The 23,625-nt window shown below is 65.6% G+C and carries 26 protein-coding genes; 18 read left to right on the plus strand and 8 right to left on the minus strand.

The annotated features are described in order from the left end of the window. Window positions 1-4 precede the first annotated feature (4 nt). A complete protein-coding gene (locus tag ACRQ5Q_RS04470) occupies window positions 5-1,390 on the minus strand; it encodes an MATE family efflux transporter (RefSeq protein ID WP_439399682.1) in 1,386 nt (461 codons plus the stop codon). Window positions 1,391-1,472: 82 nt separating this feature from the next. Further along, window positions 1,473-2,000 carry a GNAT family N-acetyltransferase gene (locus ACRQ5Q_RS04475; protein WP_439371345.1) on the minus strand — a complete coding sequence of 176 codons (528 nt, stop codon included), beginning with the start codon at window positions 1,998-2,000 and terminating at the stop codon, window positions 1,473-1,475. A gap of 242 nt (window positions 2,001-2,242) precedes the next feature. Between ACRQ5Q_RS04475 and ACRQ5Q_RS04480 the strand changes: the two genes are divergently transcribed. From ACRQ5Q_RS04480 to ACRQ5Q_RS04530, 11 genes are all read left to right on the plus strand, one after another. Next, entirely contained in the window at window positions 2,243-2,839 is a 597-nt protein-coding gene (locus tag ACRQ5Q_RS04480; protein ID WP_439371344.1) for a superoxide dismutase, read from the plus strand. 240 nt (window positions 2,840-3,079) lie between these two features. Further along, the gene (locus tag ACRQ5Q_RS04485) at window positions 3,080-3,691 is read left to right on the plus strand and encodes a permease (RefSeq protein WP_439371343.1); all 612 of its coding nucleotides are present in this window, start codon (window positions 3,080-3,082) and stop codon (window positions 3,689-3,691) included. Next, window positions 3,688-4,188 (plus strand): hypothetical protein, encoded by a 501-nt coding sequence (locus tag ACRQ5Q_RS04490; protein WP_439371342.1) that lies wholly within the window; start codon window positions 3,688-3,690, stop codon window positions 4,186-4,188. The genes ACRQ5Q_RS04485 and ACRQ5Q_RS04490 overlap by 4 nt, the downstream gene beginning before the upstream one ends. A 43-nt stretch (window positions 4,189-4,231) precedes the next feature. Further along, window positions 4,232-4,468 carry a hypothetical protein gene (locus ACRQ5Q_RS04495; RefSeq protein WP_439371341.1) on the plus strand — a complete coding sequence of 79 codons (237 nt, stop codon included), beginning with the start codon at window positions 4,232-4,234 and terminating at the stop codon, window positions 4,466-4,468. Window positions 4,469-4,470: 2 nt separating this feature from the next. Continuing rightward, window positions 4,471-5,226, plus strand: coding sequence for a metal ABC transporter ATP-binding protein (locus tag ACRQ5Q_RS04500; RefSeq protein ID WP_439396212.1), 756 nt, complete (start codon window positions 4,471-4,473; stop codon window positions 5,224-5,226). 6 nt (window positions 5,227-5,232) lie between these two features. Beyond that, window positions 5,233-6,102: a metal ABC transporter permease gene (locus ACRQ5Q_RS04505; RefSeq protein ID WP_439371339.1), complete on the plus strand. Its 870-nt coding sequence runs from the start codon at window positions 5,233-5,235 to the stop codon at window positions 6,100-6,102. Between the two features lie 2 nt (window positions 6,103-6,104). Next, complete coding sequence (locus ACRQ5Q_RS04510; protein WP_439371338.1) at window positions 6,105-6,968, plus strand: metal ABC transporter substrate-binding protein; 864 nt, start codon at window positions 6,105-6,107, stop codon at window positions 6,966-6,968. Between the two features lie 57 nt (window positions 6,969-7,025). Next, window positions 7,026-8,075 carry a CobW family GTP-binding protein gene (locus ACRQ5Q_RS04515; protein WP_439396214.1) on the plus strand — a complete coding sequence of 350 codons (1,050 nt, stop codon included), beginning with the start codon at window positions 7,026-7,028 and terminating at the stop codon, window positions 8,073-8,075. Then, a complete protein-coding gene (locus ACRQ5Q_RS04520; protein WP_439396216.1) occupies window positions 8,075-9,094 on the plus strand; it encodes a WD40 repeat domain-containing protein in 1,020 nt (339 codons plus the stop codon). The genes ACRQ5Q_RS04515 and ACRQ5Q_RS04520 overlap by 1 nt, the downstream gene beginning before the upstream one ends. Window positions 9,095-9,124: 30 nt before the next feature. Continuing rightward, a complete protein-coding gene (locus tag ACRQ5Q_RS04525; protein ID WP_439371335.1) occupies window positions 9,125-9,841 on the plus strand; it encodes an MgtC/SapB family protein in 717 nt (238 codons plus the stop codon). Between the two features lie 98 nt (window positions 9,842-9,939). Next, window positions 9,940-10,272 (plus strand): hypothetical protein, encoded by a 333-nt coding sequence (locus ACRQ5Q_RS04530; RefSeq protein ID WP_439396218.1) that lies wholly within the window; start codon window positions 9,940-9,942, stop codon window positions 10,270-10,272. A gap of 122 nt (window positions 10,273-10,394) precedes the next feature. Here the strand turns inward: ACRQ5Q_RS04530 and ACRQ5Q_RS04535 are convergent, their stop codons facing one another. The 5 genes from ACRQ5Q_RS04535 to ACRQ5Q_RS04555 all read right to left on the minus strand — a co-directional run bounded on the left by ACRQ5Q_RS04535 (window position 10,395) and on the right by ACRQ5Q_RS04555 (window position 15,237). Beyond that, a complete protein-coding gene (locus tag ACRQ5Q_RS04535) occupies window positions 10,395-11,837 on the minus strand; it encodes a homospermidine synthase (RefSeq protein ID WP_439396220.1) in 1,443 nt (480 codons plus the stop codon). Window positions 11,838-11,903: 66 nt separating this feature from the next. After that, complete coding sequence (locus ACRQ5Q_RS04540; RefSeq protein WP_439371332.1) at window positions 11,904-12,293, minus strand: RidA family protein; 390 nt, start codon at window positions 12,291-12,293, stop codon at window positions 11,904-11,906. Window positions 12,294-12,440: 147 nt separating this feature from the next. Continuing rightward, a complete protein-coding gene (locus ACRQ5Q_RS04545) occupies window positions 12,441-13,028 on the minus strand; it encodes a GNAT family N-acetyltransferase (RefSeq protein WP_439396221.1) in 588 nt (195 codons plus the stop codon). A 136-nt stretch (window positions 13,029-13,164) separates the two neighbouring features. Then, window positions 13,165-14,307 (minus strand): type III PLP-dependent enzyme, encoded by a 1,143-nt coding sequence (locus ACRQ5Q_RS04550; protein WP_439371330.1) that lies wholly within the window; start codon window positions 14,305-14,307, stop codon window positions 13,165-13,167. A gap of 675 nt (window positions 14,308-14,982) precedes the next feature. Next, a complete protein-coding gene (locus ACRQ5Q_RS04555; protein ID WP_439371329.1) occupies window positions 14,983-15,237 on the minus strand; it encodes a hypothetical protein in 255 nt (84 codons plus the stop codon). A 138-nt stretch (window positions 15,238-15,375) separates the two neighbouring features. On the opposite strand from ACRQ5Q_RS04555, the gene ACRQ5Q_RS04560 reads away from it, so the two are divergent. The 4 genes from ACRQ5Q_RS04560 (at window position 15,376) to ACRQ5Q_RS04575 (ending at window position 19,815) form a co-directional block, all read left to right on the plus strand. After that, the gene (locus ACRQ5Q_RS04560) at window positions 15,376-17,457 is read left to right on the plus strand and encodes a M3 family metallopeptidase (RefSeq protein ID WP_439371328.1); all 2,082 of its coding nucleotides are present in this window, start codon (window positions 15,376-15,378) and stop codon (window positions 17,455-17,457) included. Continuing rightward, window positions 17,457-18,095, plus strand: a complete 639-nt coding sequence (locus ACRQ5Q_RS04565; RefSeq protein ID WP_439396223.1) for a DUF1007 family protein — start codon at window positions 17,457-17,459, stop codon at window positions 18,093-18,095. The genes ACRQ5Q_RS04560 and ACRQ5Q_RS04565 overlap by 1 nt, the downstream gene beginning before the upstream one ends. Before the next feature lie 59 nt (window positions 18,096-18,154). After that, window positions 18,155-19,207, plus strand: a complete 1,053-nt coding sequence (locus ACRQ5Q_RS04570) for a nickel/cobalt transporter (RefSeq protein WP_439399684.1) — start codon at window positions 18,155-18,157, stop codon at window positions 19,205-19,207. Between the two features lie 170 nt (window positions 19,208-19,377). Continuing rightward, window positions 19,378-19,815 carry an acyl-CoA thioesterase gene (locus ACRQ5Q_RS04575; protein ID WP_439396225.1) on the plus strand — a complete coding sequence of 146 codons (438 nt, stop codon included), beginning with the start codon at window positions 19,378-19,380 and terminating at the stop codon, window positions 19,813-19,815. A 7-nt stretch (window positions 19,816-19,822) separates the two neighbouring features. Here ACRQ5Q_RS04575 and ACRQ5Q_RS04580 read toward each other — a convergent pair whose 3' ends face one another. Beyond that, complete coding sequence (locus ACRQ5Q_RS04580; RefSeq protein ID WP_439371325.1) at window positions 19,823-20,221, minus strand: MAPEG family protein; 399 nt, start codon at window positions 20,219-20,221, stop codon at window positions 19,823-19,825. An 83-nt stretch (window positions 20,222-20,304) separates the two neighbouring features. Between ACRQ5Q_RS04580 and hemH the strand changes: the two genes are divergently transcribed. From hemH to ACRQ5Q_RS04595, 3 genes are all read left to right on the plus strand, one after another. Next, window positions 20,305-21,345: a ferrochelatase gene (gene hemH / locus ACRQ5Q_RS04585; protein ID WP_439396227.1), complete on the plus strand. Its 1,041-nt coding sequence runs from the start codon at window positions 20,305-20,307 to the stop codon at window positions 21,343-21,345. 11 nt (window positions 21,346-21,356) lie between these two features. Next, complete coding sequence (locus tag ACRQ5Q_RS04590; RefSeq protein ID WP_439396229.1) at window positions 21,357-22,334, plus strand: ABC transporter substrate-binding protein; 978 nt, start codon at window positions 21,357-21,359, stop codon at window positions 22,332-22,334. Window positions 22,335-22,573: 239 nt separating this feature from the next. Beyond that, window positions 22,574-23,572: an SPFH domain-containing protein gene (locus tag ACRQ5Q_RS04595; protein ID WP_439396231.1), complete on the plus strand. Its 999-nt coding sequence runs from the start codon at window positions 22,574-22,576 to the stop codon at window positions 23,570-23,572. The last annotated feature ends 53 nt before the right edge of the window (window positions 23,573-23,625 follow it).

Below are 23,625 nucleotides of genomic sequence, written 5' to 3' on the forward strand. Positions count from 1 at the left end.
GCGCTCATTTGCCCCAGCGCACGAACGCGACCGAGGCCGCGGTCAGCAGCCCGAACACGGCCATGGCGCCGCCAACCAGCGCGAACAACGTCCAAGCCGGCGCCTGCGCCGTCATGAGGCCGATACCGCCGATCGCGACGATCAGCAGCCGCGCGGTGGAGGCCAGCACCGGGCCACCGACCCGTGCGGCGCCCTGAGAGGAGAAATACAGCGATACGCCCATGCCGAAGAACACGAAGGCTGGACCTGCCCAGTGGAAATAGCTGTGCGCCGCCGTCGTGACGCCGGGATCGCGCGTGAACAGCGACACCCACAGCGCAGGATCGAACGCGACGACGAGGCCGATCGTGCCGACCGCAAGCCCCGAGGCCGCCGCTGCCGTCCACGCCACGCGCCGCGCGCGCGCGACATGTCCGGCGCCCATCGCCATGCCGACCATCGGCACCGAGGCGATGCCGAAGGCGAAGGTGATCGGGATCAGCAGAAACTCCAGCCGCGAGCCGATGCCGTAGCCGGCCAGCATCTCGGTGCCGAAAGTCGCGAGGATCTTCGTGAAGATCAGGATGGTGAGCACGGTCTGGAGCGGCGACAGGCAGGCGACCGCGCCCACTTTAAGGATGTCCAGGAACATCGCGCGCTCGAAATGGAAGGCGCGGAAGTCGAATTGCAGCCGGCTGCGGCCGGAGAGGAGATACCAGAGCAAGAAGATCGTGGCGCAGCCGAACGCGATCAGCTGGCCGCTCGCAACGCCGGGCATGCCGAATTGCGGCGCGCCGAACAGGCCGAGCCCCAGCGTGCCGCCGAGCGCGATCTGGAGCACGCTCGCTCCGATCAGAATCATCGAAGGCAGCCGCATGTCGCCGGTGCCCCGGATCACCGAGGCCAGCGTGTTGACGAGCCAGATCGCGACCGCGCCGGAGAACAGCACCCGTGAATAGCCGCTGGCTTCTTCGAGCACGCGCTCTCGCCCGCCGAGCAGCATGAAGAACGAGCGACCGAACACCAGCATCGTTACCGTGAAGAACAGTCCACCGCACAGGCCGATGATGGCGGCATGCAGCGCCAGCGTCGCGGCGCCCTCGCGATTGCCGGCGCCGAGCGCCCGGCTGATCGCCGACGAGACGCCGCCGCCCATCGCGCCCGCGCTCATCATCTGCGTCAGCATCGCGAACGGAAACACCAGCGCGATCGCAGCCAGCGGAACGGTGCCGAGCCGGCCGATGTAGGAGGTCTCGGCAATCGCAACCAGCGTGCTGCCGACCATCGCGATCATGTTGGGGACGGCGAGCCGCAGCAGCGTCGGCAGGATCGGCGCGGTCAGCAGGCTCGCGACGGGGGAGGCGACCGGGGCTGGGGGCGGCACGGCGTCTATGGGAGCGTCGATCGTCATGTGCCACGGTGCGGAATATTGGATGATGAGCGACATCTTATAGGCGCGCGAGGCCTGCGCCAGCCCCCGTCTCACGCAGGGCTCACCAGGGCAGGCCGCATAGGTCGATGGTGCCTCGCGTCGGGGCCCGTACGATGTCGAAGACGTAGGGCGCCATGTAGTCGAAGCGAATCCGCCCCTCCGGCTGCTCGCAAAAGACATCACCCTTGAACGGTTGCCATTTGCGTGCCTCGTAGAACGCGAAATTGTGCGGCTCGCAGAACAGGAGCCCGAAGCGGACCGCCTCGTTGGCGCGCATGGTATGCACAGCCGCGTCGATCGCGATCGTCGCGTAGCCGCGCCCGCGCCTGTCCTCCCGTGTGCAGACACCGCCGATGCCGCCGACGTGGACCTTCTGTCCATTCCAGGTGACGGTGCGGAAGTAGACACCGACGTGGCAGACGAGGCCGTCCTCGGGCGTCTCGAGCAGCACGCGCAGATGGGCGTTGTCCCACTTGACGTGTGCCCAGGGCTTGCCCGCGACCATGTGCGGTCCCCAGACCGCCTGATGCAACGGCTCCGCAATCGGCCATGAGGCGTCGCCGTTCAAAATGTCGATCTCGATGCTCATGGCGTCGTCCTTCAGCTCCGCTTCGTGGCGCGTTTGTTCTGTCTTAAGCGCTTCAAAGGCAATGATATTTTATGGCGAACCGCAGGTTCGATCGACCGCGGCCCGTTGCGACGGATTTGTGCATCCGGGCGAGGCCGCCCCATCACGCCTTTTCGCAAATTCAGAGGTATTTAATGGCGGCGGAACCTTCTATAAGGGGTGACCGTTAGAACTCGTTCCCCACCAGTTGCGGACAAGAACCCATGACCTTTACGCTGCCCCCACTCCCTTACGCCTATGACGCCCTTGGCCAGTACATGTCGAAGGAGACGCTGGAATATCACCACGACAAGCATCATCAGGCCTACGTCACCAACGGCAACAACGCGCTCAAGGGGACCGAATGGGAAGGCAAGTCCCTTGAGGAGATCGTCAAGGGCTCGTTCGGCAAGAACCCCGCGGTGTTCAACAATGCCGGCCAGCACTATAACCACATCCACTTCTGGAGCTGGATGAAGCCCAATGGCGGCGGCACCAAGCTGCCCGGCAAGCTCGAGAAGAAGATCAACGAGGACCTCGGCGGCTTCGAGAAGTTCAAGACCGACTTCCAGGCGGCCGGCGTCGGCCAGTTCGGCTCCGGCTGGTGCTGGCTCCAGGTCAAGAACGGCAAGCTGGAGATCTCCAAGACCCCGAACGGCGAGAATCCGCTGGTGCACGGCGCCACCCCGATCCTCGGCTGCGACGTCTGGGAGCACTCCTACTACATCGACTACCGCAACCGCCGTCCCGACTATCTCAAGGCGTTCGTCGAGAACCTCGTGAACTGGGAATACGTCGAGTCGCTGTTCCAGAAGGCGTAAGCTTTACTCCGTCATTCCGGGGCGGCGCATCAGCGCCGAGCCCGGAATCCATCGGACGTCAGTCCGCGAGGAGCTTCGCGCGCCCGGAATGACAACAAGGGCGGTCGCTCGCGCGGCCGCCTTTTTTGCTGTGCGGAATTGCCCTGCGCGGCTCGCGCACGGGTCTGTCATCGTTCCGTTTGCATCACCTCGATGCCGCCCTTAATCAGGAGGGGCATCACCCCCGATACGACCGAGCCGTTGTCAGAACCTTCCCCGAACAATCCGGCGCCTGCCGAGGACGCGGAGTCCGAGCCGCGGCCGGGGCGCGTGCGCAAGCCGATCGGCTGGTCGACGATCATCATCGCGGCCCTGGTGGCGGTGAGCGCGGCGCTGGTCTGGCGGCGCGACGGCACCGACGGTGTTCTCGACATCCTCACCCACGATCTGTCCCTTTTCGGCGGCATCCTCCCGCGTGTGCTGGCCGGCTGCCTGCTCGGGGCCTTCATCTCCGAGATCCTGCCGCATGAAAAGGTCTCGCGCTCGCTCGGGCCGAAATCCGGCCTGATGGGCCTTCTGATCGGCACCGCCTTCGGCGCGATCCTGCCCGGCGGCCCCTTCACCGCCTATCCGGTGGCGAGCGCGCTGCTCGCGGTGGGCGCCGATTTCGGCGCCACCATCGCCATGGTGGTGAGTTGGACGCTGATCGGCTATGGCCGGGCGGTCGCCTGGGAAATCCCGATCATGGGCACCGATTTCACGCTGTGGCGGATCCTGATCTCCTTGCCGCTGCCGGTGCTCGCAGGCGCCCTCGGCCGCTTCGTCTATGTCCGGCTCTATCCGAAGCCGCTCGTGAAGGACGACGAGAGTTGAGCGCAGCGCTTCTGATCGACATCCTGCTGTGGGGTTCGGTGCTCGGCGTCGGGCTGATCGCCTTCCGCCGTGGCCCACCGGTGTTCAAGGCCTCCTTGCGCGAAGGTTCGATGGACTTCATCAACATCGTGCCGCGGATTGCGCTTGGCGTGATCGGCTCCGGCTACATCGCTGCGATCATTCCGCAGGAGGTGATCACCGGCTGGCTTGGCCCCGACAGTGGCTGGCTCGGGATTGCCACCGCCGTGGTCGCCGGCGCCGCCACCCCCGGCGGCCCCGTGATCGGCTTCTCGATCGGCACGGTCGCGCTGAAGTCCGGCGGCGGGGTACCCCAGGTGGTCGCCTATGTCGTCGCCTGGGCGCTGTTTGCCTTCCAGCGGGTGATCTTGTGGGAAATCCCGTTCATGCCGGCCCGCTTCGTCTGGTTCCGCTGCGCCGTCTCGGTGCCGTTCCCGTTCGTGGCTGCCGCCATCGCCATGGTGATCGGGAAGCCCTGAGCCCGGCGTGGACAGGGGTAATGTTATATTATAACGTTCTGGCATGGTTCCCGCCGCGTCCCACGCCCACCAGCACGACCATGCCCACGGCCATTCCCACGACCATGCGCATGCGCATGGGCACGACCATACCCACGCCCATGTCCATGATGCGGCCTCGCCGCATCCGGCCCAGGCGGCGCCCTGGTCGATCCTGCGCATGACCATGGCGGGCCGCCTCGCGGCTGCGCTCGCCGTTTGTGCCGTGCTGTGGGGCGTGGTCTTCCTGGCGATGAGGTGAGGATGGCGGCGCTGCATTTCCACAACGTCACGCTCGGCTATGACCGGCATCCCGCCGTGCATCATCTCAGCGGCGATGTCGCCCCGGGCGCGCTGGTTGCCGTGATCGGCCCGAACGGCGCCGGCAAGTCGACCCTGCTGCGCGGCATCGTCGGCATCCTGAGGCCGCTCGAGGGCAGCATTCATCTCGGCGGGCTCGATGCCCGCGACATCGCTTATCTGCCGCAGAGCGCGGAGATCGACCGCAGCTTCCCGATCTCGGTGTTCGATTTCGTCGGCACCGGGCTGTGGCGCGAGGCCGGCCTGTTCGGCGGCATCGGCAAGGCAGCGCGGGACAGGATCCTGCGTGCGATCGCGTCCGTCGGCCTCAATGGCTTCGAGAACCGCCCGATCGGCACGCTCTCCGGCGGGCAGATGCAGCGCGTGCTGTTCGCGCGCGTGCTGCTCCAGGATGCGAGCCTGATCGTGCTCGACGAGCCCTTCAATGCCATCGACAGCAAGACCACGGCCGACCTGCTCGCGCTGGTCAAGCATTGGCACGGCGAGGGCCGCACGGTGCTGGCCGCGCTGCACGACATGGAGATGGTACGCAACCATTTCAGCCAGACGCTGGTGCTGGCGCGCGGTCCCGTGGCCTGGGGACCGACCGCGGAGGTGCTGACGCCGGAGAATCTGATGGTCGCGATGCGGATGTGCGAGGCCTTCGACGATACCGCCGCGGCCTGCGCGGCCGATCATATCAGTTCGCGGGCGGCCTGATATCAGATGGTCTATGACGCGCTGATCGGCCCGTTCACCGAATTCGAGTTCATGCGGCGGGCGCTGGCCGCCGTGATCGCACTGTCGCTGGCGGGCGCGCCGATCGGCGTGTTCCTGATGCTGCGGCGGATGAGCCTCGTCGGCGACGCCATGGCGCATGCGATCCTGCCCGGCGCCGCAATCGGCTTCCTGCTCTCCGGTCTCAACCTGTTCGCAATGACGGCCGGCGGCCTGATCGCCGGCTTTGCGGTGGCGATCCTCGCCGGCGTGGTCGCGCGCTCGACCGGGCTGAAGGAGGATGCTTCGCTCGCGACCTTCTATCTGGCCTCGCTCGCGCTCGGCGTCACCATCGTCTCGATCAAGGGCACCAATATCGACCTGCTCCATGTCTTGTTCGGCAACATCCTCGCGATGGACGACCAGACGCTGCTGGTGGTCGCCTTCAACGCCACGGTGACGCTGCTGGTGCTCGCGGTGATCTACCGCCCGCTGGTGATCGAGAGTGTCGATCCGCTGTTCCTGCGCACCGTGAGCCGGGCCGGTGGCCCCGCGCATCTCGCCTTCCTGGCGCTGGTCGTCATCAACCTCGTCAACGGATTTCAGGCGCTGGGCACGCTGCTCGCGGTGGGCCTGATGATCCTGCCCGCGGGCATCGCCAGGTTCTGGTCGCGCGATCTCACCGCGATGATCTGCATCGCCGTGGTGGCCGCTGCCGTCTCCGGCTATGCCGGCCTCGTGCTCTCGTTCCAGACCCGGGTGCCCTCGGGTCCCGCGATCATTCTCGTCGCGGCCGTGCTCTACGTCGTCTCCGTGCTGTTCGGCCGCGTCGGCGGCATCGTCCGGCAGCTGTTTCCCGGCCGGCATCTGGAAGCCTGACGATGCGGCATATCCTGCTTTGCGCGCTCCTGCTGATCGCCTCGCCGCTGCACGCCGCGGAGCGGCTCAATGTGGTTGCGAGCTTCTCGATCCTCGGCGACTTCGTTCGCAATGTCGGTGGCGACCGCATCAACCTGACGACGCTGGTCGGGGCCGACAGCGACGTCCACGTCTACACGCCCGCGCCAGCCGACGCGAAGCGGGTCGCGGAAGCGAAGCTCGTCATCGTCAACGGACTCGGGCTGGAGGGCTGGCTGCCGCGCCTCGTACAGTCGGCAAGCAGCAAGGCGCAGGTGGTCACCGCGAGTGCCGGCATTGCGCCGCTGAAACTCGGCTCGGCGGCTGATCCCCATGCCTGGCAGTCGGTGCCCAATGCCAGGATCTACGTGACCGACATCGCCAACGCACTGGCCACAGCTGCTCCCGACGATGCGGACTTCTTCGGCGCCCAGGCCAAGGCCTATCTGGAAAAGCTCGACAGGCTCGACCGCGAGGTCCGCGAGACCATCGGCAAAATCCCGGCAGAGCGGCGCAAGGTGATCTCCACCCACGACGCCTTCGGCTATTTCGCCGCCGAATATGGCATTCAGTTCATCGCCCCCCTGGGCGTCTCCACGGAAACCGAGCCCAGCGCGCGGGACATTGCGGCCATCATCGGCCAGATCAAGGCCCAGAAAATCCCGGCCGTGTTCCTGGAGAATATCAGCGATGACCGCCTGATCCGCCGGATTGCCGCCGAGACCGGCGCAAAGGTCGGCGGGACCCTGATTTCGGACGGTTTGACCGGCGAAAAGGGCCCTGCACCCACTTACATTGACATGGTCAGGCACAATATAAAGGCCCTGACCAGCGCGCTTGACCATTAAGGCAGGGGCCACCCCGCCTCGCGTCGCGCGGACAAAGCCTTAAAGTCTGGAGTTGTTATGTCTGAAGCGACCTCTCAGAAAATTCCCGTGACCGTCCTGACCGGCTATCTCGGCGCCGGCAAGACCACGCTGCTCAACCGCATCCTGTCGGAGAACCACGGCAAGAAATACGCCGTCATCGTCAACGAATTCGGCGAAATCGGCATCGACAATGACCTCATCATCGGCGCCGATGAGGAAGTGTTCGAGATGAACAACGGCTGCATCTGCTGCACCGTGCGCGGCGACCTCGTCCGCATCATGGACGGCTTGATGAAGCGCAAGGGCAAGTTCGACGCCATCATCGTCGAGACCACCGGCCTTGCCGATCCCGCGCCGGTCGCCCAGACCTTCTTCGTCGACGAGGACGTGCAGAAGAACGCGCGCCTCGACGCGGTCGTCACCGTCGCCGACGCCAAATGGCTGTCCGATCGGCTCAAGGACGCGCCCGAGGCCAAGAACCAGATCGCCTTTGCCGACGTCATCGTCCTGAACAAGACCGATCTCGTGACCAAGCCCGAGCTCGCCGAGGTCGAGGCCCGCATCCGCGGTATCAATCCCTATGCGAAACTCCACCGCACCGAGCGCTGCTCGGTGGCGCTGGCCGACGTACTCGATCGCGGCGCGTTCGACCTCGACCGCATCCTCGACATCGAGCCGGATTTCCTCGAGGCCGACGATCATGATCACGACCATGATCATCACCATCATCAGGGCCACGACCATCACCACCATGATCACGGTCACGGACTGAAGCACTATCACGACGAGGACATGCAGTCGCTGTCGCTGAAGACCGACAAGCCGCTCGATCCCAACATGTTCATGCCCTGGCTGCAGAACCTGGTGCAGGTCGAGGGCGGCAAGATCCTGCGCTCCAAGGGCATCCTCGCCTTCCACGACGACGACGACCGTTACGTCTTCCAGGGCGTCCACATGATGCTGGAGGGCAACCACCAGCGGAAGTGGAAGGAGGGCGAGCCGCGCGAGAGCCGCCTCGTCTTCATCGGCCGCGAACTGCCGGAAGAGGCGATCCGCAAGGGTTTCGAGAGCTGCATCGTCTCGTGATGAAAGAGTTTTCGCCGCCCCCCGATTCCGCCTCGATCGTCTCCGTCACCGACCGCGTCAAACCGGTCGCACTCGGCATGACGGTTACGTCCGTGCATTTTCTCGGGCCTCGCGCCGCCTTCGTCGGCGGCGAGGAGAACGTCAAGTTCGTCGATAGCGGGGGCGAGATCACCACGGTCGCCGTGCATGGCGGCGGCATTCTCTCGACCGCTTCCGACGGCAAGCGCATCGTGATGGGTGGCGACGACGGCAAGGTGGTCTCGCTCGATGCCAAGGGCGAGGTGATGCTGCTCGCCACCGACCCCAAGCGGCGCTGGATCGACGCGGTGGCGCTGCACGCCGACGGCGCCTTCGCCTGGTCAGCCGGCAAGACCGCGACCGTCAAGAGCGGCAAGAACGAGGAGAAGTCGCTCGACGTGCCCTCGACCGTCGGCGGTCTCGCGTTTGCGCCAAAGGGCCTGCGGCTCGCGATCGCCCATTACAACGGCGCGACGCTGTGGTTTCCGAACATGGAGGGTTCGGCTGAATTTCTGCCCTGGGCCGGCTCGCACCACGCGGTCACCTTCAGCCCCGACAACAAATTCCTGGTCACTGCGATGCACGAGCCGGCGCTGCATGGCTGGCGGCTCGCTGACAACAGGCACATGCGCATGACCGGTTATCCCAGCCGGGTCCGCTCGATGTCCTGGAGCGCGGGTGGCAAGGGGCTGGCGACCTCGGGCGCCGACACCGTCATCATCTGGCCGTTCGCCAGCAAGGACGGCCCGATGGGCAAGGAGCCCGCGATGCTCGCGCCGCTGCAGGCGCGTGTCTCGGTCGTCGCCTGCCATCCCAAGAACGACATCCTCGCCGCCGGTTACAGCGACGGCACCGTGCTGATGGTGCGTCTTGAAGACGGCGCGGAGATCCTGGTCCGCCGCAATGGCACCCCGCCGGTGGCCGCGCTCGCCTGGAATGCCAAGGGCACGCTGCTGGCGTTCGCTGACGAAAATGGGGATGGCGGCCTGCTGGAGCTTTAATCTGTCAACGTTCCCGCCGTATAGGGGACCATGCGGTTTCTGACGACCTTCCAGCTTGCTGATTTCGCCGACACGCTGGTCAGCCTGACCACGGCCTTTGTGCTGGGCACGCTGATCGGCGCCGAGCGGCAATATCGCCAGCGCACCGCGGGCCTGCGCACCAACGTGCTGGTCGCGGTGGGCGCGGCCGCCTTCGTCGATCTCGCCATGCATCTGACCGGCGCCGATGGCGCGGTGCGGGTGATCTCCTATGTCGTCTCCGGCATCGGCTTCTTAGGGGCCGGCGTCATCATGAAGCAGGGCATGGACGTCCGCGGTCTCAACACCGCGGCGACGCTGTGGGCCTCCGCCGCGGTCGGCTCCTGCGCCGGGGCCGACCTCGTCGCCCAGGCCGCGGTGCTGACCGTGTTCGTCCTCGCCGGCAACACCATGCTGCGCCCGCTGGTCAACGCCATCAACCGCATCCCGCTGAACGTGAAGGCGCTCGAGGCGACCTACTTCTTCAAGCTGGCGGTCGCGACCGACGCCCTGCCTGATATGCGCGACCGCCTGGTCGACAAGCTGGAGACCGCGAAATACCCGGTCGCCGATATCGAGGTCGCCGAGATCGGCGAAGACAATCTGGAGATCGTCGCAAGGCTGGTTGCGACCGCGGTCGATCCGAACGAGCTGAACGCTGTGGCGACCGATTTGCAGCATCTGCCGGGCGTGCGCCACGCCACCTGGGAAGTCAGCACGACGGAGTGAGAGCGGCGTTTGGGCGCGTGTGGCTGGTTCCCGGCATTCGGTCTCGGAACCGGCGCGCTCCAGTTTCGTTGATCCCGCGGATAAAGGCGGTGATCGACATGCCCGGCCCAAATGACAAGCGCAGATTGAACCTCGACCTGACAATTGCCGCCTCGCTGTTCGCAGCTGGCGTCGTGGTGTCGGTGATGTCGCTGGCGCAAATCCGCGCCGAAAGCCGGTCGGAGCTGGCGCAGGCGACGCAGCCGCTCCAGGGCACGCCGTCCGACGAGCAGAGTAAGACGCCCGCGGAAGCCAAGCCCGGCGGCGATCGGCCGACCACGCCCGCCCCCGAGCCGGCGCGGCCCGAGCCGCAGACGCAAGGTGCGGCGACCAAGCCGGCGCTGCCCCCGGCTCCAGCGGAGAAGATCGCGCCGCCGATTGAGAAGAAATAGGCGATCGGCCGCGCTTCTGGCCGCGCACCCGGTGTCATCGCCGCGAAGGCAAGCCGGGGCATGACAGTGGAGTGTGGGGCGGTGTCACTCCGTAATGACTGACGGAACGCCTCGCGCGCCCCTTACCGCACCAGAATGTTCTTGAACTGCCACGGATCAGACGTATCGATATCCTCCGGGAACAGTCCCGGACGATCCGTCAGCGGCGTCCAGCCGGTGTAGAACCCCTTGACCGGGCCGAGATAGGGCAGCTGGATTTCCAGCAGGCGATCGAAATCCATCTCGTCGGCTTCGACGATGCCTTCGTTCGGGTTTTCCAGCGCCCACACCATGCCGCCGAGCACGGCGGAGGTCACCTGCAGGGCAGTGGCGTTCTGGTAGGGCGCGAGCGCGCGGGTTTCTTCGATGGAGAGCTGCGAGCCGTACCAATAGGCATTGTTGTCGTGGCCGAACAGCAGCACGCCGAGTTCGTCGATACCGTCGACGATTTCGTCCTCTTCGAGGATGTGGTGCTTCTCCTGCATCTTCCCGGCGCGGCCGAACAGTTCATGCAGCGACAGCACGGCATCGTCGGCCGGGTGATAGGCGTAGTGGCAGGTCGGCCGGTAGACGGCCTTGCCCGATGGGTCCCGCACCGTGAAGTAATCGGAGATCGAGATCGACTCGTTGTGCGTGACGAGGAAGCCGTACTGCGCACCACGGGTCGGGCACCAGGTACGCACGCGCGTGTTGGCGCCGGGCTGCATCAGATAGATGGCCGCGCCGCAGCCGGCTTCGTGGGTATGCGCATTCTCGGGCATCCATTTCTCATGGGTGCCCCAGCCGAGCTCGGACGGCTGCATGCCCTCCGACAGGAAACCTTCCACCGACCAGGTGTTGACGAAGACATCCGGATCCTTCGGCTTCTTCGAGCGCTGGGTGTCGCGTTCGGCGATGTGGATGCCCTTGACGCCGGCCTGCCGCATCAGGTCCGCCCATTCCGCCTTGGTCTTGGGCCGCGGGGCATTGAGCTTCAGATCGGCGGCGACATTGAGCAGCGCCTGCTTGACGAAGAAGGAGACCATGCCGGGATTGGCGCCGCAGCAGGAGACGGCCGTGGTCGAGCCCGCGGGACGCGCCCGCTTGGCGGCCAGCGTCACCTCGCGCAGTGCGTAGTTGGAGCGCGCTTCCGGGCCCTTCGACGCATCGAAATAGAATCCCAGCCAGGGCTCGTTGACGGTGTCGATATAGAGCGCGCCGAGCTCGTTGCAGAGCTCCATGATGTCGGTCGAGCCGGTGTCGACCGAGAGGTTGACGCAAAAGCCCTGGCCGCCGCCTTCCGTGAGCAGCGGGGTCAGCACCTCGCGAAAATTGTCCTTGGTCAGGCCTTTCTGGATGAAGCGGACGTTGTGCTTCTCGCAAAGCGCCTTGCGGCCCTCGTCCTTGGGATCGAGCACGGTGATGCGCGACTTGTCGTAGTCGAGATGCCGCTCGATCAGCGGCAGCGTGCCTTTGCCGATGGAGCCGAAGCCGACCATGACGATGGGGCCGGTGATCTTCGCGTAGATCTGCGAGGGAGGGCTCATGGGATGGTTTCTCCGGAACGTGCTGGCGGACAATTGTTGAGGGTGGATCAGGCGCTGCGGCGCTTGTCAGACGCTGCGGCGCTTGGCGGTGACTTCGATCTCGACCTTCATCTCGGGCTTGGCGAGAGCGGTGACGACCAGCAACGTCGCAGCCGGCCTGACGTCGCCCAGGACCTCGCCGCAGACGGCGAAGTGGGCATCGATGTAGCTCGCATCGGTGACGTAGTAGGTCGCACGGACGATATCGGCCATCTCGAATCCGCCCTCCTTCAGGGCGCCTTCGATGGTCTTGAAGCAGTTGCGTGACTGGCTCGTGACATCGCCCGGCATGGTCATCGTGGTGTAGTCATAACCGGTGGTTCCCGCGACGAAGGCGAAATCGCCGTCGATCACGGCGCGGCTGTAGCCGACGGTCTTCTCGAGCGGGGAGCCGGTGGAGATCAGGCGACGGGACATCGGTCTGGGCCTCGACTGAAGGAGAATTTCGTGGGGTTTAGGGGCAATTTGCGGGCCTGCGCAACCCCAAAGCAAGTGAGCCTGACGCACGCGCTACCGGGCGAAGCCGCTCAACGCGGCCTCGCTCGTCACCGTCATGGCGAGGTCTCAGGCCGCGTGCGCCTGGAGGGGACGAACTAGCCTCCGTTTGGACAGGGCCGCGCCGGTCGGGACGATCATCCCCTCGGCGCCATCGAGCGCACCTTCGGCGAACTCGATCGCCAGCAGGCGGTCGCGCTCGAACGGGCCGGGCAGCACCAGGGTGCCGGTCTTCTCGGCCGAGAAGCCGAAGCGGGCGTAGTAGGGCGCATCGCCGAGCAGGATCACGGCTTCATGCCCGCGCGCCCGGGCGGCGGCCAGCGCTTGATGCATCAGCGCGGCGCCGATCCCGAGCTCGCGGCAGGCAGGGTCGACCGCCAGCGGTCCAAGGACCAGGGCGGGCCTGCCTCCGGCGCTGACGTGCCACAGCCGCACGGTTCCCACGAGTGTCCCCTCGCGCACGGCCGACAGGGCAAGGCCTGCGGCAGGTGCGCGTCCGTCGCGCAGGCGCTGGCAGGTGCGGTCATGGCGGTTCTCGCCAAAGCAGGCATCCAGCAGCGCTTCACGGGCGGCGACGTCGACAGCACGTTCCGCACGGATCGCGAACGGAGCGGCTTTCGAGGTGAGGGCGACTTGTGGCTTCCGAAAAGCAGTCATGGCGCGTCAGTCCCCGCTTGAACCGGCGTGCGTTCAGCACGCCGCCTCAAGGCGTCGTCAGAAAATCGAGATGTCAGGGAGGAGCCGGCAAGCCGGCTCCCGGGTTCGTTCGTCAGGCCTCAGACAGTGAGGCGGATCAGATGTGATATGTCTTCAGCGGCGGGATGCCGTTGAACGCCACTGACGAGTAGGTCGACGTATAGGCCCCGGTGCCCTCGATCAGCACCTTGTCGCCGATCTCGAGCGTGACGGGGAGCGGATACGGGTTCTTCTCGTACAGCACGTCGGCGCTGTCGCAGGTCGGACCTGCGAGCACACACGGCGTCATGTCCGCGCCGTCGTGAAGGGTGCGGATGGCGTAACGGATCGACTCGTCCATCGTCTCGGCGAGACCGCCGAACTTGCCGATGTCGAGGTAGACCCAGCGCACCTCGTCCTCGTCGCTCTTCTTCGAGATGAGCACGACCTCGGATTCGATGACGCCGGCGTTGCCCACCATGCCGCGGCCCGGCTCGATGATGGTCTCCGGAATCTGGTTGCCGAAGTGCTTGCGCAGCGCGCGGAAGATCGAACGGCCGTAGGTGATGACCGGCGGCACGTCCTTCAGGTACTTGGTCGGGAAGCCGCCGCCCATGTTGACCATGGTGAGGTTGATGCCGCGCTCGGCGCAGTCGCGGAACACCTGCGAGGCCATCGCCAGCGCACGGTCCCATGCCTTCACCTTGCGCTGCTGCGAGCCGACGTGGAAGGAGATGCCGCAGGGCTCGAGGCCCAGACGCTTGGCGAGGTCGAGCACCTCGACCGCCATCTCCGGGTCGCAGCCGAACTTGCGCGACAGCGGCCACTCGGCGCCGGCGCAGTCATAGAGGATGCGGCAGAACACCTTCGCGCCGGGAGCGGCACGCGCGACCTTCTCGACCTCGGCGGCGCAATCGACCGCGAACAGCCGGATGCCGAGCGCGAAGGCGCGCGCGATGTCGCGCTCCTTCTTGATCGTGTTGCCGAAGGAGATGCGGTCGGGCGTCGCACCGGCGGCCAGCGCCATCTCGATCTCGGCGACGGTCGCGGTGTCGAAGCAGGAGCCCATCGACGCGAGCAGGGCCAGCACTTCCGGCGCCGGGTTTGCCTTGACGGCATAGAACACGCGGCTGTCGGGCAGCGCCTTGGCGAAGCTCTGGTAATTGTCGCGCACGACCTCGAGGTCGACGACGAGGCACGGCTCGGTGTCGAGGCCTTCGTTGCGGCGGTTGCGCAGGAATTCCTGGATACGTTCGGTCATGGCACTCTCCGGCGGTCCCAGCGACGGGATCCGTATCAACGTGACGTCTGATGAGAGTGCTTCAGCCGCATCGCGCGATGGAGGCGCGCTGAGGCCAAAAAACTCAAACCAGACTGTGCTGCCGTGGATTGGTTGGGAGAGTTTCCCGCCCGCTCACCTGGCAATGAAGGACAAGCCTTTTCAGTAGCCCGCGCCGGCGTTTGGACTGCCGGTAGAGACCAAAAAAGCCCGATCCGTCGTTGCTTTAAGTCGCGTCCCCCGTTGAGAGCGGGGTGCGCCGGTTCGCCTCCGGCTGCCAGTCACGGTTGCAAAGAGCGAAGTCACCTTCGACATGGCATCTCTTTGAGAGAGATGCTGGACACTCCGGGTTTGCCTCCGTCACTCGACCTTTCAGTCTTCGACTTCCGCACTTCCGAAGAGCCCCTCGGCTTCCTCACCCCTTGGCGGCTGTCCGGCCTCTTGTCCGGATACCTACCGACTGACACACGACCACAGGCACGTGCGAAATTGGGCAAGTCCGCACATAAGCGTTTTGACTCTGCTTCGCAAGAATTTTTTTAGGCTGAGAGCAGAATTGCCTAACGTCTGCTTGCGCGCTGTTGCGCGAGCGACGCCGAAGATGAACGAGCGTTAAGTTTTCGCTGCGCTGCGCGAGTTGCTCACGCGCATGAAGCGTCAGCCGCGCTTCGTGAAGGGCTCGACGCGTTGAGCGGCGCGGATGAAGGCGGTCATCACGAGCACGCCGAGCGTGAACAGCACGGCCTGGAGGATGTGCGCGCCCTGATCGCCGAGCCCGAACAGGATCGCGAGGGCCCAGCCGCCGGCAAAGGCCGCGCCGAACACTTCCGCACCGATCAGGATGGCGGCGCTGATGACGGTGATGACGCTGGGCCAGACGATCTGGCGGGACGAGGAAGCAGGCGCGTTCATGAGCTCGGGGATCCCTGGTCTTCGAGGGCCGCAATCTCCCCGAAAAGCTGGCCGGGAGCAAGGCCAAATGGCCCAAAAAAGCCCCATCGCGTGCTATAGCTGGCCGCAACAATCGAGCCACAAAAATCGAGACTTGCGATGTCAGCACCCCGCCAAACCACGGACTCCGGGATCAATCCGCTGCTGAAGGCCTGGGTGACGCCGTTTGCGACCCCACCCTTCGACGAAATCAAGCCGGAGCACTTCCTCCCGGCCTTCGAGCAGGCCTTCGCCGATCATGCCGCCGAGATCGCGGCGATCACCAACGATCCTGCCGCGCCCGACTTCGCCAACACCATCACGGCGCTGGAGCGCTCCGGCAAGCTGCTGAGCAAGGTCGCGGCGGTGTTCTACGACCTCGTCTCGGCGCATTCCAATCCGGCCATCCTGGAGATCGACAAGGAGGTCTCCTTGCGGATGGCGCGGCACTGGAATCCAATCATGATGAATGCCGTGCTGTTTGGTCGCATCGCCCAGCTGCACGAGAACCGCACCTCGCTCGGTCTTTCGCCCGAGCAGCTCCGTCTGCTGGAGCGCACTTACACCCGCTTCCATCGCGCCGGCGCCGGCCTCTCCGAAGAGGCCAAGGTCCGCATGGCCGAGATCAACGAGAGGCTGGCCCAGCTCGGCACCGGCTTCAGCCATCATCTGCTCGGCGACGAGCAGGAGTGGTTCATGGAGCTTGGCGAGGGCGATCGCCAGGGCCTGCCCGAGAGCTTTGTCGCCGCCGCCAAGGCTGCGGCGGAAGAGCGCGGCATGGCCGGCAAGGCCATCGTCACGCTGTCGCGCTCCTCGGTCGAGACGTTCCTGAAGAGCTCGGCCAGGCGCGACCTGCGCGAGAAGGTCTACAAGGCCTTCATCGCCCGCGGCGACAACGGCAATGCCAACGACAACAACGCGACCATCGTCGAGATATTGAAGCTGCGCGAGGAGAGCGCCCACCTCCTGGGCTACCCGACCTACGCCGCCTACCGGCTCGAGGACTCCATGGCCAAGACGCCGGAAGCGGTGCGGAGCCTTTTGGAGCGGGTCTGGAAACCGGCCCGCGCCCGGGCGCTGGCCGACCGCGACGAGATGCAGGCGCTGATCACGGAAGAGGGCGGCAATTTCAAGCTCGCTCCCTGGGACTGGCGCTTCTATGCCGAGAAGTTGCGCCTGCAGCGCGCCAATTTCGACGATTCCGCGATCAAGCCGTATCTCGCGCTCGACCACATGATCGCCGCCGCCTTCGACTGCGCCACGCGCCTGTTCGGCGTCACCTTCGAGGAGCGCAAGGACGTTCCGGTCTGGCACCCCGACGTCCGGGTCTGGGAGGTGAAGGGGTCCGACGGCAAGCACAAGGCGCTGTTCTACGGCGACTACTTCGCCCGGCCGTCGAAGCGCTCGGGCGCCTGGATGACCTCGCTGCGCGACCAGCAGAAGCTCGACGGCGACGTCGCGCCGCTCATTCTCAACATCTGCAATTTCGCCAGGGGCGCCGACGGCGAGCCCTCGCTGCTGTCGCCTGACGACGCCCGCACCCTGTTCCACGAGTTCGGCCACGGCCTGCACGGCATGCTCTCCAACGTGACCTATCCCTCGCTGTCGGGAACCTCGGTGTTCACCGACTTCGTCGAGCTGCCGTCCCAGCTCTACGAGCACTGGCAGGAGCGGCCCGAGGTGCTGCAGAGGTTCGCCCGTCACTACCAGACCGGCGAGCCGCTGCCCGACGACCTGCTGCAGCGCTTCCTGGCCGCGCGAAAATTCAACCAGGGCTTCGCCACGGTCGAGTTCGTCTCCTCGGCGCTGATCGATCTCGAGTTCCACACCCAGCCGGCCGCCGCCGCGCAGGATGTCCGGGCATTCGAGAGACGCGAGCTGGAGAAGATCGGCATGCCCGAGGAGATCGCGCTGCGTCACCGGCCCACGCAGTTCGGTCACATCTTCACCGGCGACCACTATGCCGCCGGCTATTACAGCTACATGTGGTCCGAGGTGATGGATGCCGACGCCTTCGGCGCGTTCGAGGAGGCCGGCGACATCTTCGATCCGGCGGTGGCCAAACGCCTGCATGACGACATCTACTCGAGCGGCGGATCGGTCGATCCGGAGGCCGCCTACGAGGCCTTCCGCGGCCGTCCGCCGGAGCCCGACGCGCTGCTCCGCCGCCGCGGCCTGCTCGACGACGCCAAGGCGGCCTGATGCGCATGCGGGCCCTGTTCGTATGGCTGCTCGCCGCCGCGATGACGCTCGTGGCGGGTGCGGCGAATGCGCACCCGCACGTCTGGATCACGGCGACCAGCGAGCTGCTCTACGCCGCCGACGGCAGCATCACCGGCGTGCGCCACGCCTGGACCTTCGACGACATGTTCTCGGCGTATGCGGTGCAGGGGCTCGAGAGCAAGACCAAGGGCGATTATACGCGCGAGGAGCTCGGGCCGCTGGCACAGACCAATGTCGAGTCGCTGAAGGAATACGCCTATTTCACCTTCGCCAAGGCCGACGGCAAGAAGGAGCGCTTCCAGGAGCCGGTCGACTATTTCCTCGACTACAAGGACACGGTCCTGACCCTGCACTTCACGCTGCCGCTGAAGAGCCCGGTCAAGCCGAAGCAGCTGGTGCTCGAAGTGTTCGACCGCTCCTTCTTCATCGACTTCCAGATGGCCAAGGACAATCCGGTCAAGCTGGTCGGCGCGCCCTCGGGCTGCCAGATGAAGCTCGACCGTCCAACCGACGGCTCGGCCACCGCCCAGAAGCTCAATGAGCAGACCTTCCTGAACGGCGAGAACAGCAATTTCGGCATGATGTTCGCCAACAAGATCACGGTGGATTGCCCTTGAAGCAGCATCTCTTCGCGCTCACCGGCGGGCTGATCGCCTGCGCTGGCGTCCTGCTGGTCATGGCCGCGGCCGATGCCGGGCTTCACGATCTTCTCGCGCAAAACCCCTTCGGCGCGGCGCGGCCGGCGCAGGCTGCCGAACCCGAGGCCAGCGGCCTCATTGGCTGGCTCCTGGCAAAGCAGTCGGAATTCTATCGCCAGATGTCGTCGACCATCCGCGCGGCGAGGTCCGACGGCTCGGCGGTGTGGACGCTGCTGTTCATCTCGTTTGCCTATGGAATCTTCCATGCCGCCGGTCCCGGCCACGGCAAGGCGGTGATCGCCTCGTATCTCGTCGCCAACCGCGAGACCGCGCGGCGCGGCATTGCGCTGTCCTTTGCCTCGGCGCTGATGCAGTCGCTGGTGGCGATCCTCATTGTCGGCATCTCGGCCTGGATCCTGAATGCGACCGCCAGGACCATGTGCAAGGCGGAAGGGGTGATCGAGATCGCTAGCTACGCCCTGATCGCGCTGTTCGGCCTGCGCCTCGTCTGGGTCAAGGGCCGCACCTTCCTCCGCGCGCTGCAGGCGGCCCAGCCGGTGCCGGCGATGGCGGGCGTGCCGCATGACCGTGATCACGGCCATCACCATCATCGAGATGCGCATGATGATCATGAGCATGATCATCATCACCATGATCATGCACATGCCCATGACCATCACGGGCACGATCAGGTCCATGACGAGCATTGCGGCCATTCCCACGGGCCCACCCCGAGCGAGCTCGCCGGCCCCGGCGGCTGGCGGCGCGGCCTTGCGGCGATCCTCACCGTCGGCATCCGCCCCTGCTCGGGTGCGATCCTGGTGCTGGTGTTCGCGCTCGCCCAGGGCCTGTTCTGGGCCGGCATCGCCGCCACCTTCCTGATGGGGCTCGGCACCGCGATCACGGTCGCCGCCATCGCGGTTATCGCCGTCTCCGCCAAGGACGTCGCCGCCCGCCTCAGCGCCGGCCGCGACGGCGGCGGCGCGCTGTTCATGCGCGGCATCGAATTCGGCGCCGCCGCCCTCGTGCTGCTGTTCGGCCTCGGCCTCCTGTTCGGTTACATCGCCGCCGAACGGACGACGTGTTTTTGAGGGCGCATCTGCATTTCGCGGCGCTAATGGGCAAGACGGCCGAGCGCCTTGCTCCGTCATTGCGAGCGCAGCGAAGCAATCCAGAATGTCTCGGCGGCGGCAGTCTGGATTGCTCCGTCGCAAGGGCTCCTCGCAATGACGAGCCTGAAATATCTCGGTCGGGGGATTCCATGTCGCGCGAAAACTTCTGGTTCTTTCATCCGTTCCGGGTGCGCTATTCCGAGATCGACGGTCAGGGCGTCGTCTTCAACGCGCACTACCTGACCTATTTCGACACCACCATCACTGAATATTTCCGCGCGCTGGGCTACGACCAGTACGCGGATGCAAAGGCGACCGGCATCGATTTCCACGTCGTGAAGTCGCTGATCGAATACAAGGCGCCGGTCCGGTTCGACTGGGAGCTCGACTTCGGCGCGCGGGTGGCGCGGATCGGCAATTCGAGCCTCGTGTTCGAACTCGCCATTTTCCGCAAAGGTGGCGCGGATGCGCTGGTCACCGGCGAGATCGTGTGGGTCTACACCAATCAGGAGACCCATCGGCCGGTGCCGATCCCGGCATGGATCCGCGATCTCATCGCCACGCGGGAGCGCCATCTTTCGGCGTGAAGCCGCCTCACACCGGCAGGAACCGCTTCAGCATCGGCATGAAGAAAATCCCGAGATTGATCGCAAAGCCGATGCTCCAGAGGATCGAGCGCAGCGTCGGGCGATTGCCGAGATAGGTCAGCACATAGGCGATCCGCACGATCAGGAACAGCGCGGCGAGTTCGTCGATCAGCCGCTGCGGCGAGTCCCTGAATTCGGCGAGCAGCACGGCGAAAGCGAAGAAAGGCCAGGTCTCGATGCCGTTCTGGTGGGCGCCGAGGGCGCGCTGCGCGATGGCGTCCTCATAGAAGGCGGGATCGCGCGGCCGTGAATTGTCGAAGCGGCGAAACCGGATCCATTTGATCGAGACGATCGTGGACAAATAGAGCAGCAGCGCCCCGAACACGCACCATTCCGCGAGCGTCATCGTCCCTCCCCCCGCTTGGGTGCGACCCTAGCGAAACCGCCCTCATCTTGACAAGTTCGGACCAACGCGCGACCCAACCAGCCATGAACAGCGTCGTCCCCCTCGAGACTGCGAAACCACCGGCCACCAGATCCGCCCTGCCGCGCGTCGGCGTGCTCCTGGTCAATCTCGGCACGCCCGATACGGCCGACGCGCCCGGCGTCCGGGTCTACCTCAAGGAGTTCCTCTCGGACGCCCGCGTCATCGAGGACCAGGGCCTGATCTGGAAGCTGGTGCTGAACGGGATCATCCTGCGCAGCCGTCCCCGCACCAAGGCGCTCGACTACCGCAAGATCTGGAACACCGAGAAGAACGAGTCGCCGCTGAAGACGATCACGCGGTCGCAAAGTGACAAGCTCGCGGCCGCGCTGTCGGACCGCGACCATGTCGTCGTCGACTGGGCGATGCGCTACGGCAATCCCTCGGTCAAGGCGGGCATCGACGCACTGATTTCGAAGGGCTGCGAGCGCATCCTCGCCGTGCCGCTTTATCCGCAATATTCCGCCTCGACTTCGGCGACCGTCTGCGACGAGGTGTTCCGCGTGCTCGCGCAGCTTCGCAACCAGCCGACGCTGCGGGTGACGCCGCCTTACTACGAGGATGCCGCCTATATCGAGGCGCTTGCGACCTCGATCGAGACGCATCTGGCGACCCTCTCGTTCAAACCCGAGCTGATCGTCGCCTCCTTCCACGGCATGCCGAAATCCTATGTCGACAAGGGCGATCCCTACCAGCAGCACTGCATCGCCACGACCGCGGCGCTGCGCCGCCGCCTCGGGATGGACGAGGCAAAACTGCTGCTGACCTTCCAGTCGCGGTTTGGCAATGACGAGTGGCTGCAGCCCTATACCGACAAGACCATGGAGCGGCTCGCGAAGCAAGGCGTGCGCCGCATCGCGGTGGTGACGCCGGGCTTTTCCGCCGACTGCCTGGAGACGCTGGAGGAGATCGCGCAGGAGAACGCCGAGATCTTCAAGCACAATGGGGGCGAGCGGTTTTCCGCAATCCCCTGCCTCAACGACAGCGAACCTGGCATGGACGTGATCCGCACCCTGGTCCTGCGCGAGCTGCAGGGCTGGATTTAATGATGTCTCCCTTGAATCGCCGCGACTGCCTGGCGCTTCTTGGGATCATCGCCGCGCTGCCGTCATCGGTGCTGGCACAGCAACCGAATGCGGCACGCCGGCTCGGCGTGCTCACGGTCACCGCCGCCGATGATGCGATCGCGCAGACGCGGAGCGCGATCCTGGTCGAGGCGCTCGCGGCCCACGGCTGGAAGGAGCACGACAATCTCAGGATCGATTGGCGCAGCGGCGCCGGCGACCGGGCGCGGATCGCCAGCCTCGCCGACGAGTTGATCGCGCTCAAGCCGGACATTCTGCTCGCGGTCGGCACGCCCTCGGTCGAAGAGCTGCGCCGGCGTACGACGATGATCCCGATCGTGTTCGCCGTCGTCACCGATCCCGTCAGCCAGGGCTTCGTCCAGAACCTTTCGCATCCCGGCGGCAACATCACCGGCTTCACCGATTACGACGGCCCGCTGGCCGGCAAATGGCTCGAGATGCTGACGCAGGTCACGCCGAAAGTGTCCCGAGTCTTCGTCGTCTACAATCCCGCCACCGCGCCGTTCGCGCCGTTGATGCTGCGCACGATCGAGGACGCCGCGCGGACGCTTCACGTCACGGTCGAGCCCGCGCCGGTCCATGACGCCGCTTCGATCGCGGCACTGGCGCTGCGGCAGGACGGCGGCCTGCTGATCCTGCCGGACTTCTTCACCATGGCCAACCGCGCCCATCTCTTGGCGGCGATCGGGCAGGCGCGCGTCCCGGCGGTGTTCTGGAGTCACACCTTCGTCGAGGAGGGCGGGCTGATGTCCTACAGCACCGACAGCGCCGAGCAGCTCCGCCGCGCGGCTTCCTACATCGACCGCATCCTCAAGGGCGCGCGGCCGGCCGATCTGCCGGTCCAGAACCCCACCAAGTTCGAGCTCGCGGTCAACCTGAAGGCGGCAAGGGCCCTCGGCGTCACGCTTTCCCCGGGTCTGCTCGCAATTGCGAATGACGTGATCGAATGAAGCCGCCCACATCGGACCTCGCCTGAATTCGTTAATTTCCGCCGGTAGGTCTGCGCCCGCGCGGTTTCAAGATCCCGTCGCAAATACATATCGTGACCGCTCTCTTGCTGTGCGTCTTGTGTGGAATCGCACCGATACCGACGTGAATTGCGACCGCTGAACCGGTAGGGTGGTGATCCCGACCAATGACAGCGCCGGAAAGGGCCTTTTGCAGGCTTCCTTTCCGCTTTGGAGGAGTTATGAGCGGTTTCGACATTTTCGCGATTGTTCTGGTCTTGCTCGTCATCGTCACGCTGCTCGCCGGCGTGAAGACGGTGCCGCAGGGCTATGACTGGACCATCGAACGTTTCGGCAAATACACCCAGACGCTGAGCCCTGGGCTCAATTTGATCGTGCCCTATTTCGATCGCGTCGGACGCAAGATCAACATGATGGAGCAGGTGATCGACATTCCCGAGCAGGAGGTGATCACCAAGGACAACGCCACCGTGACGGTGGACGGCGTTGCCTTCTTCCAGGTGTTCGATGCTGCGAAAGCGAGCTACGAGGTCGCAAACCTCAACCAGGCGATCACGGTCCTGACCATGACCAACATCCGCTCGGTGATGGGCTCGATGGACCTCGACCAGGTGCTGTCGCACCGCGACGAGATCAACGAGCGCCTCTTGCGCGTCGTCGACGCCGCGGTCTCGCCCTGGGGCGTCAAGGTCAACCGCATCGAGATCAAGGACATCGTGCCGCCGGCCGACCTCGTCGAGGCCATGGGCCGGCAGATGAAGGCGGAGCGCGTCAAGCGGGCCGATATTCTCGCCGCCGAAGGCCAGCGCCAGTCCGAGATCCTGCGCGCCGAGGGTGCCAAGCAGGGCCAGATCCTGCAGGCCGAAGGCCGCCGCGAGGCCGCCTTCCGCGACGCCGAGGCGCGCGAGCGTCTGGCCGAGGCCGAAGCCAAGGCGACCCAGGCGGTGTCGGAAGCCATTTCCAAGGGCGACGTCGCCGCGTTGAACTATTTCATCGCCGACAAATATATCAAGGCGTTCGGCCAGTTCGCCGAAGCGCCGAACCAGAAGATCATCATGCTGCCGATGGAGGCGACGAGCATGCTCGGCTCGCTCGCCGGCATCGGCGAGATCGCCAAGGCGACGTTCGGCGAAAGCGCGGCGTCCGCGGCGGCAGCCGCGCGCCGGACCGGCTCGGTGCCGTCGTCCGGCCCGACACCGCCGGCCGTGCCGCAGCAGTAACGGGGGCTACGCGCATGCCCCCGACCCGGCGGGCCACGTTAGTGCAAAGCGGG

This window comes from Bradyrhizobium sp. PMVTL-01 (assembly GCF_051861855.1).
Classification (GTDB): Bacteria; Pseudomonadota; Alphaproteobacteria; order Rhizobiales; family Xanthobacteraceae; genus Bradyrhizobium.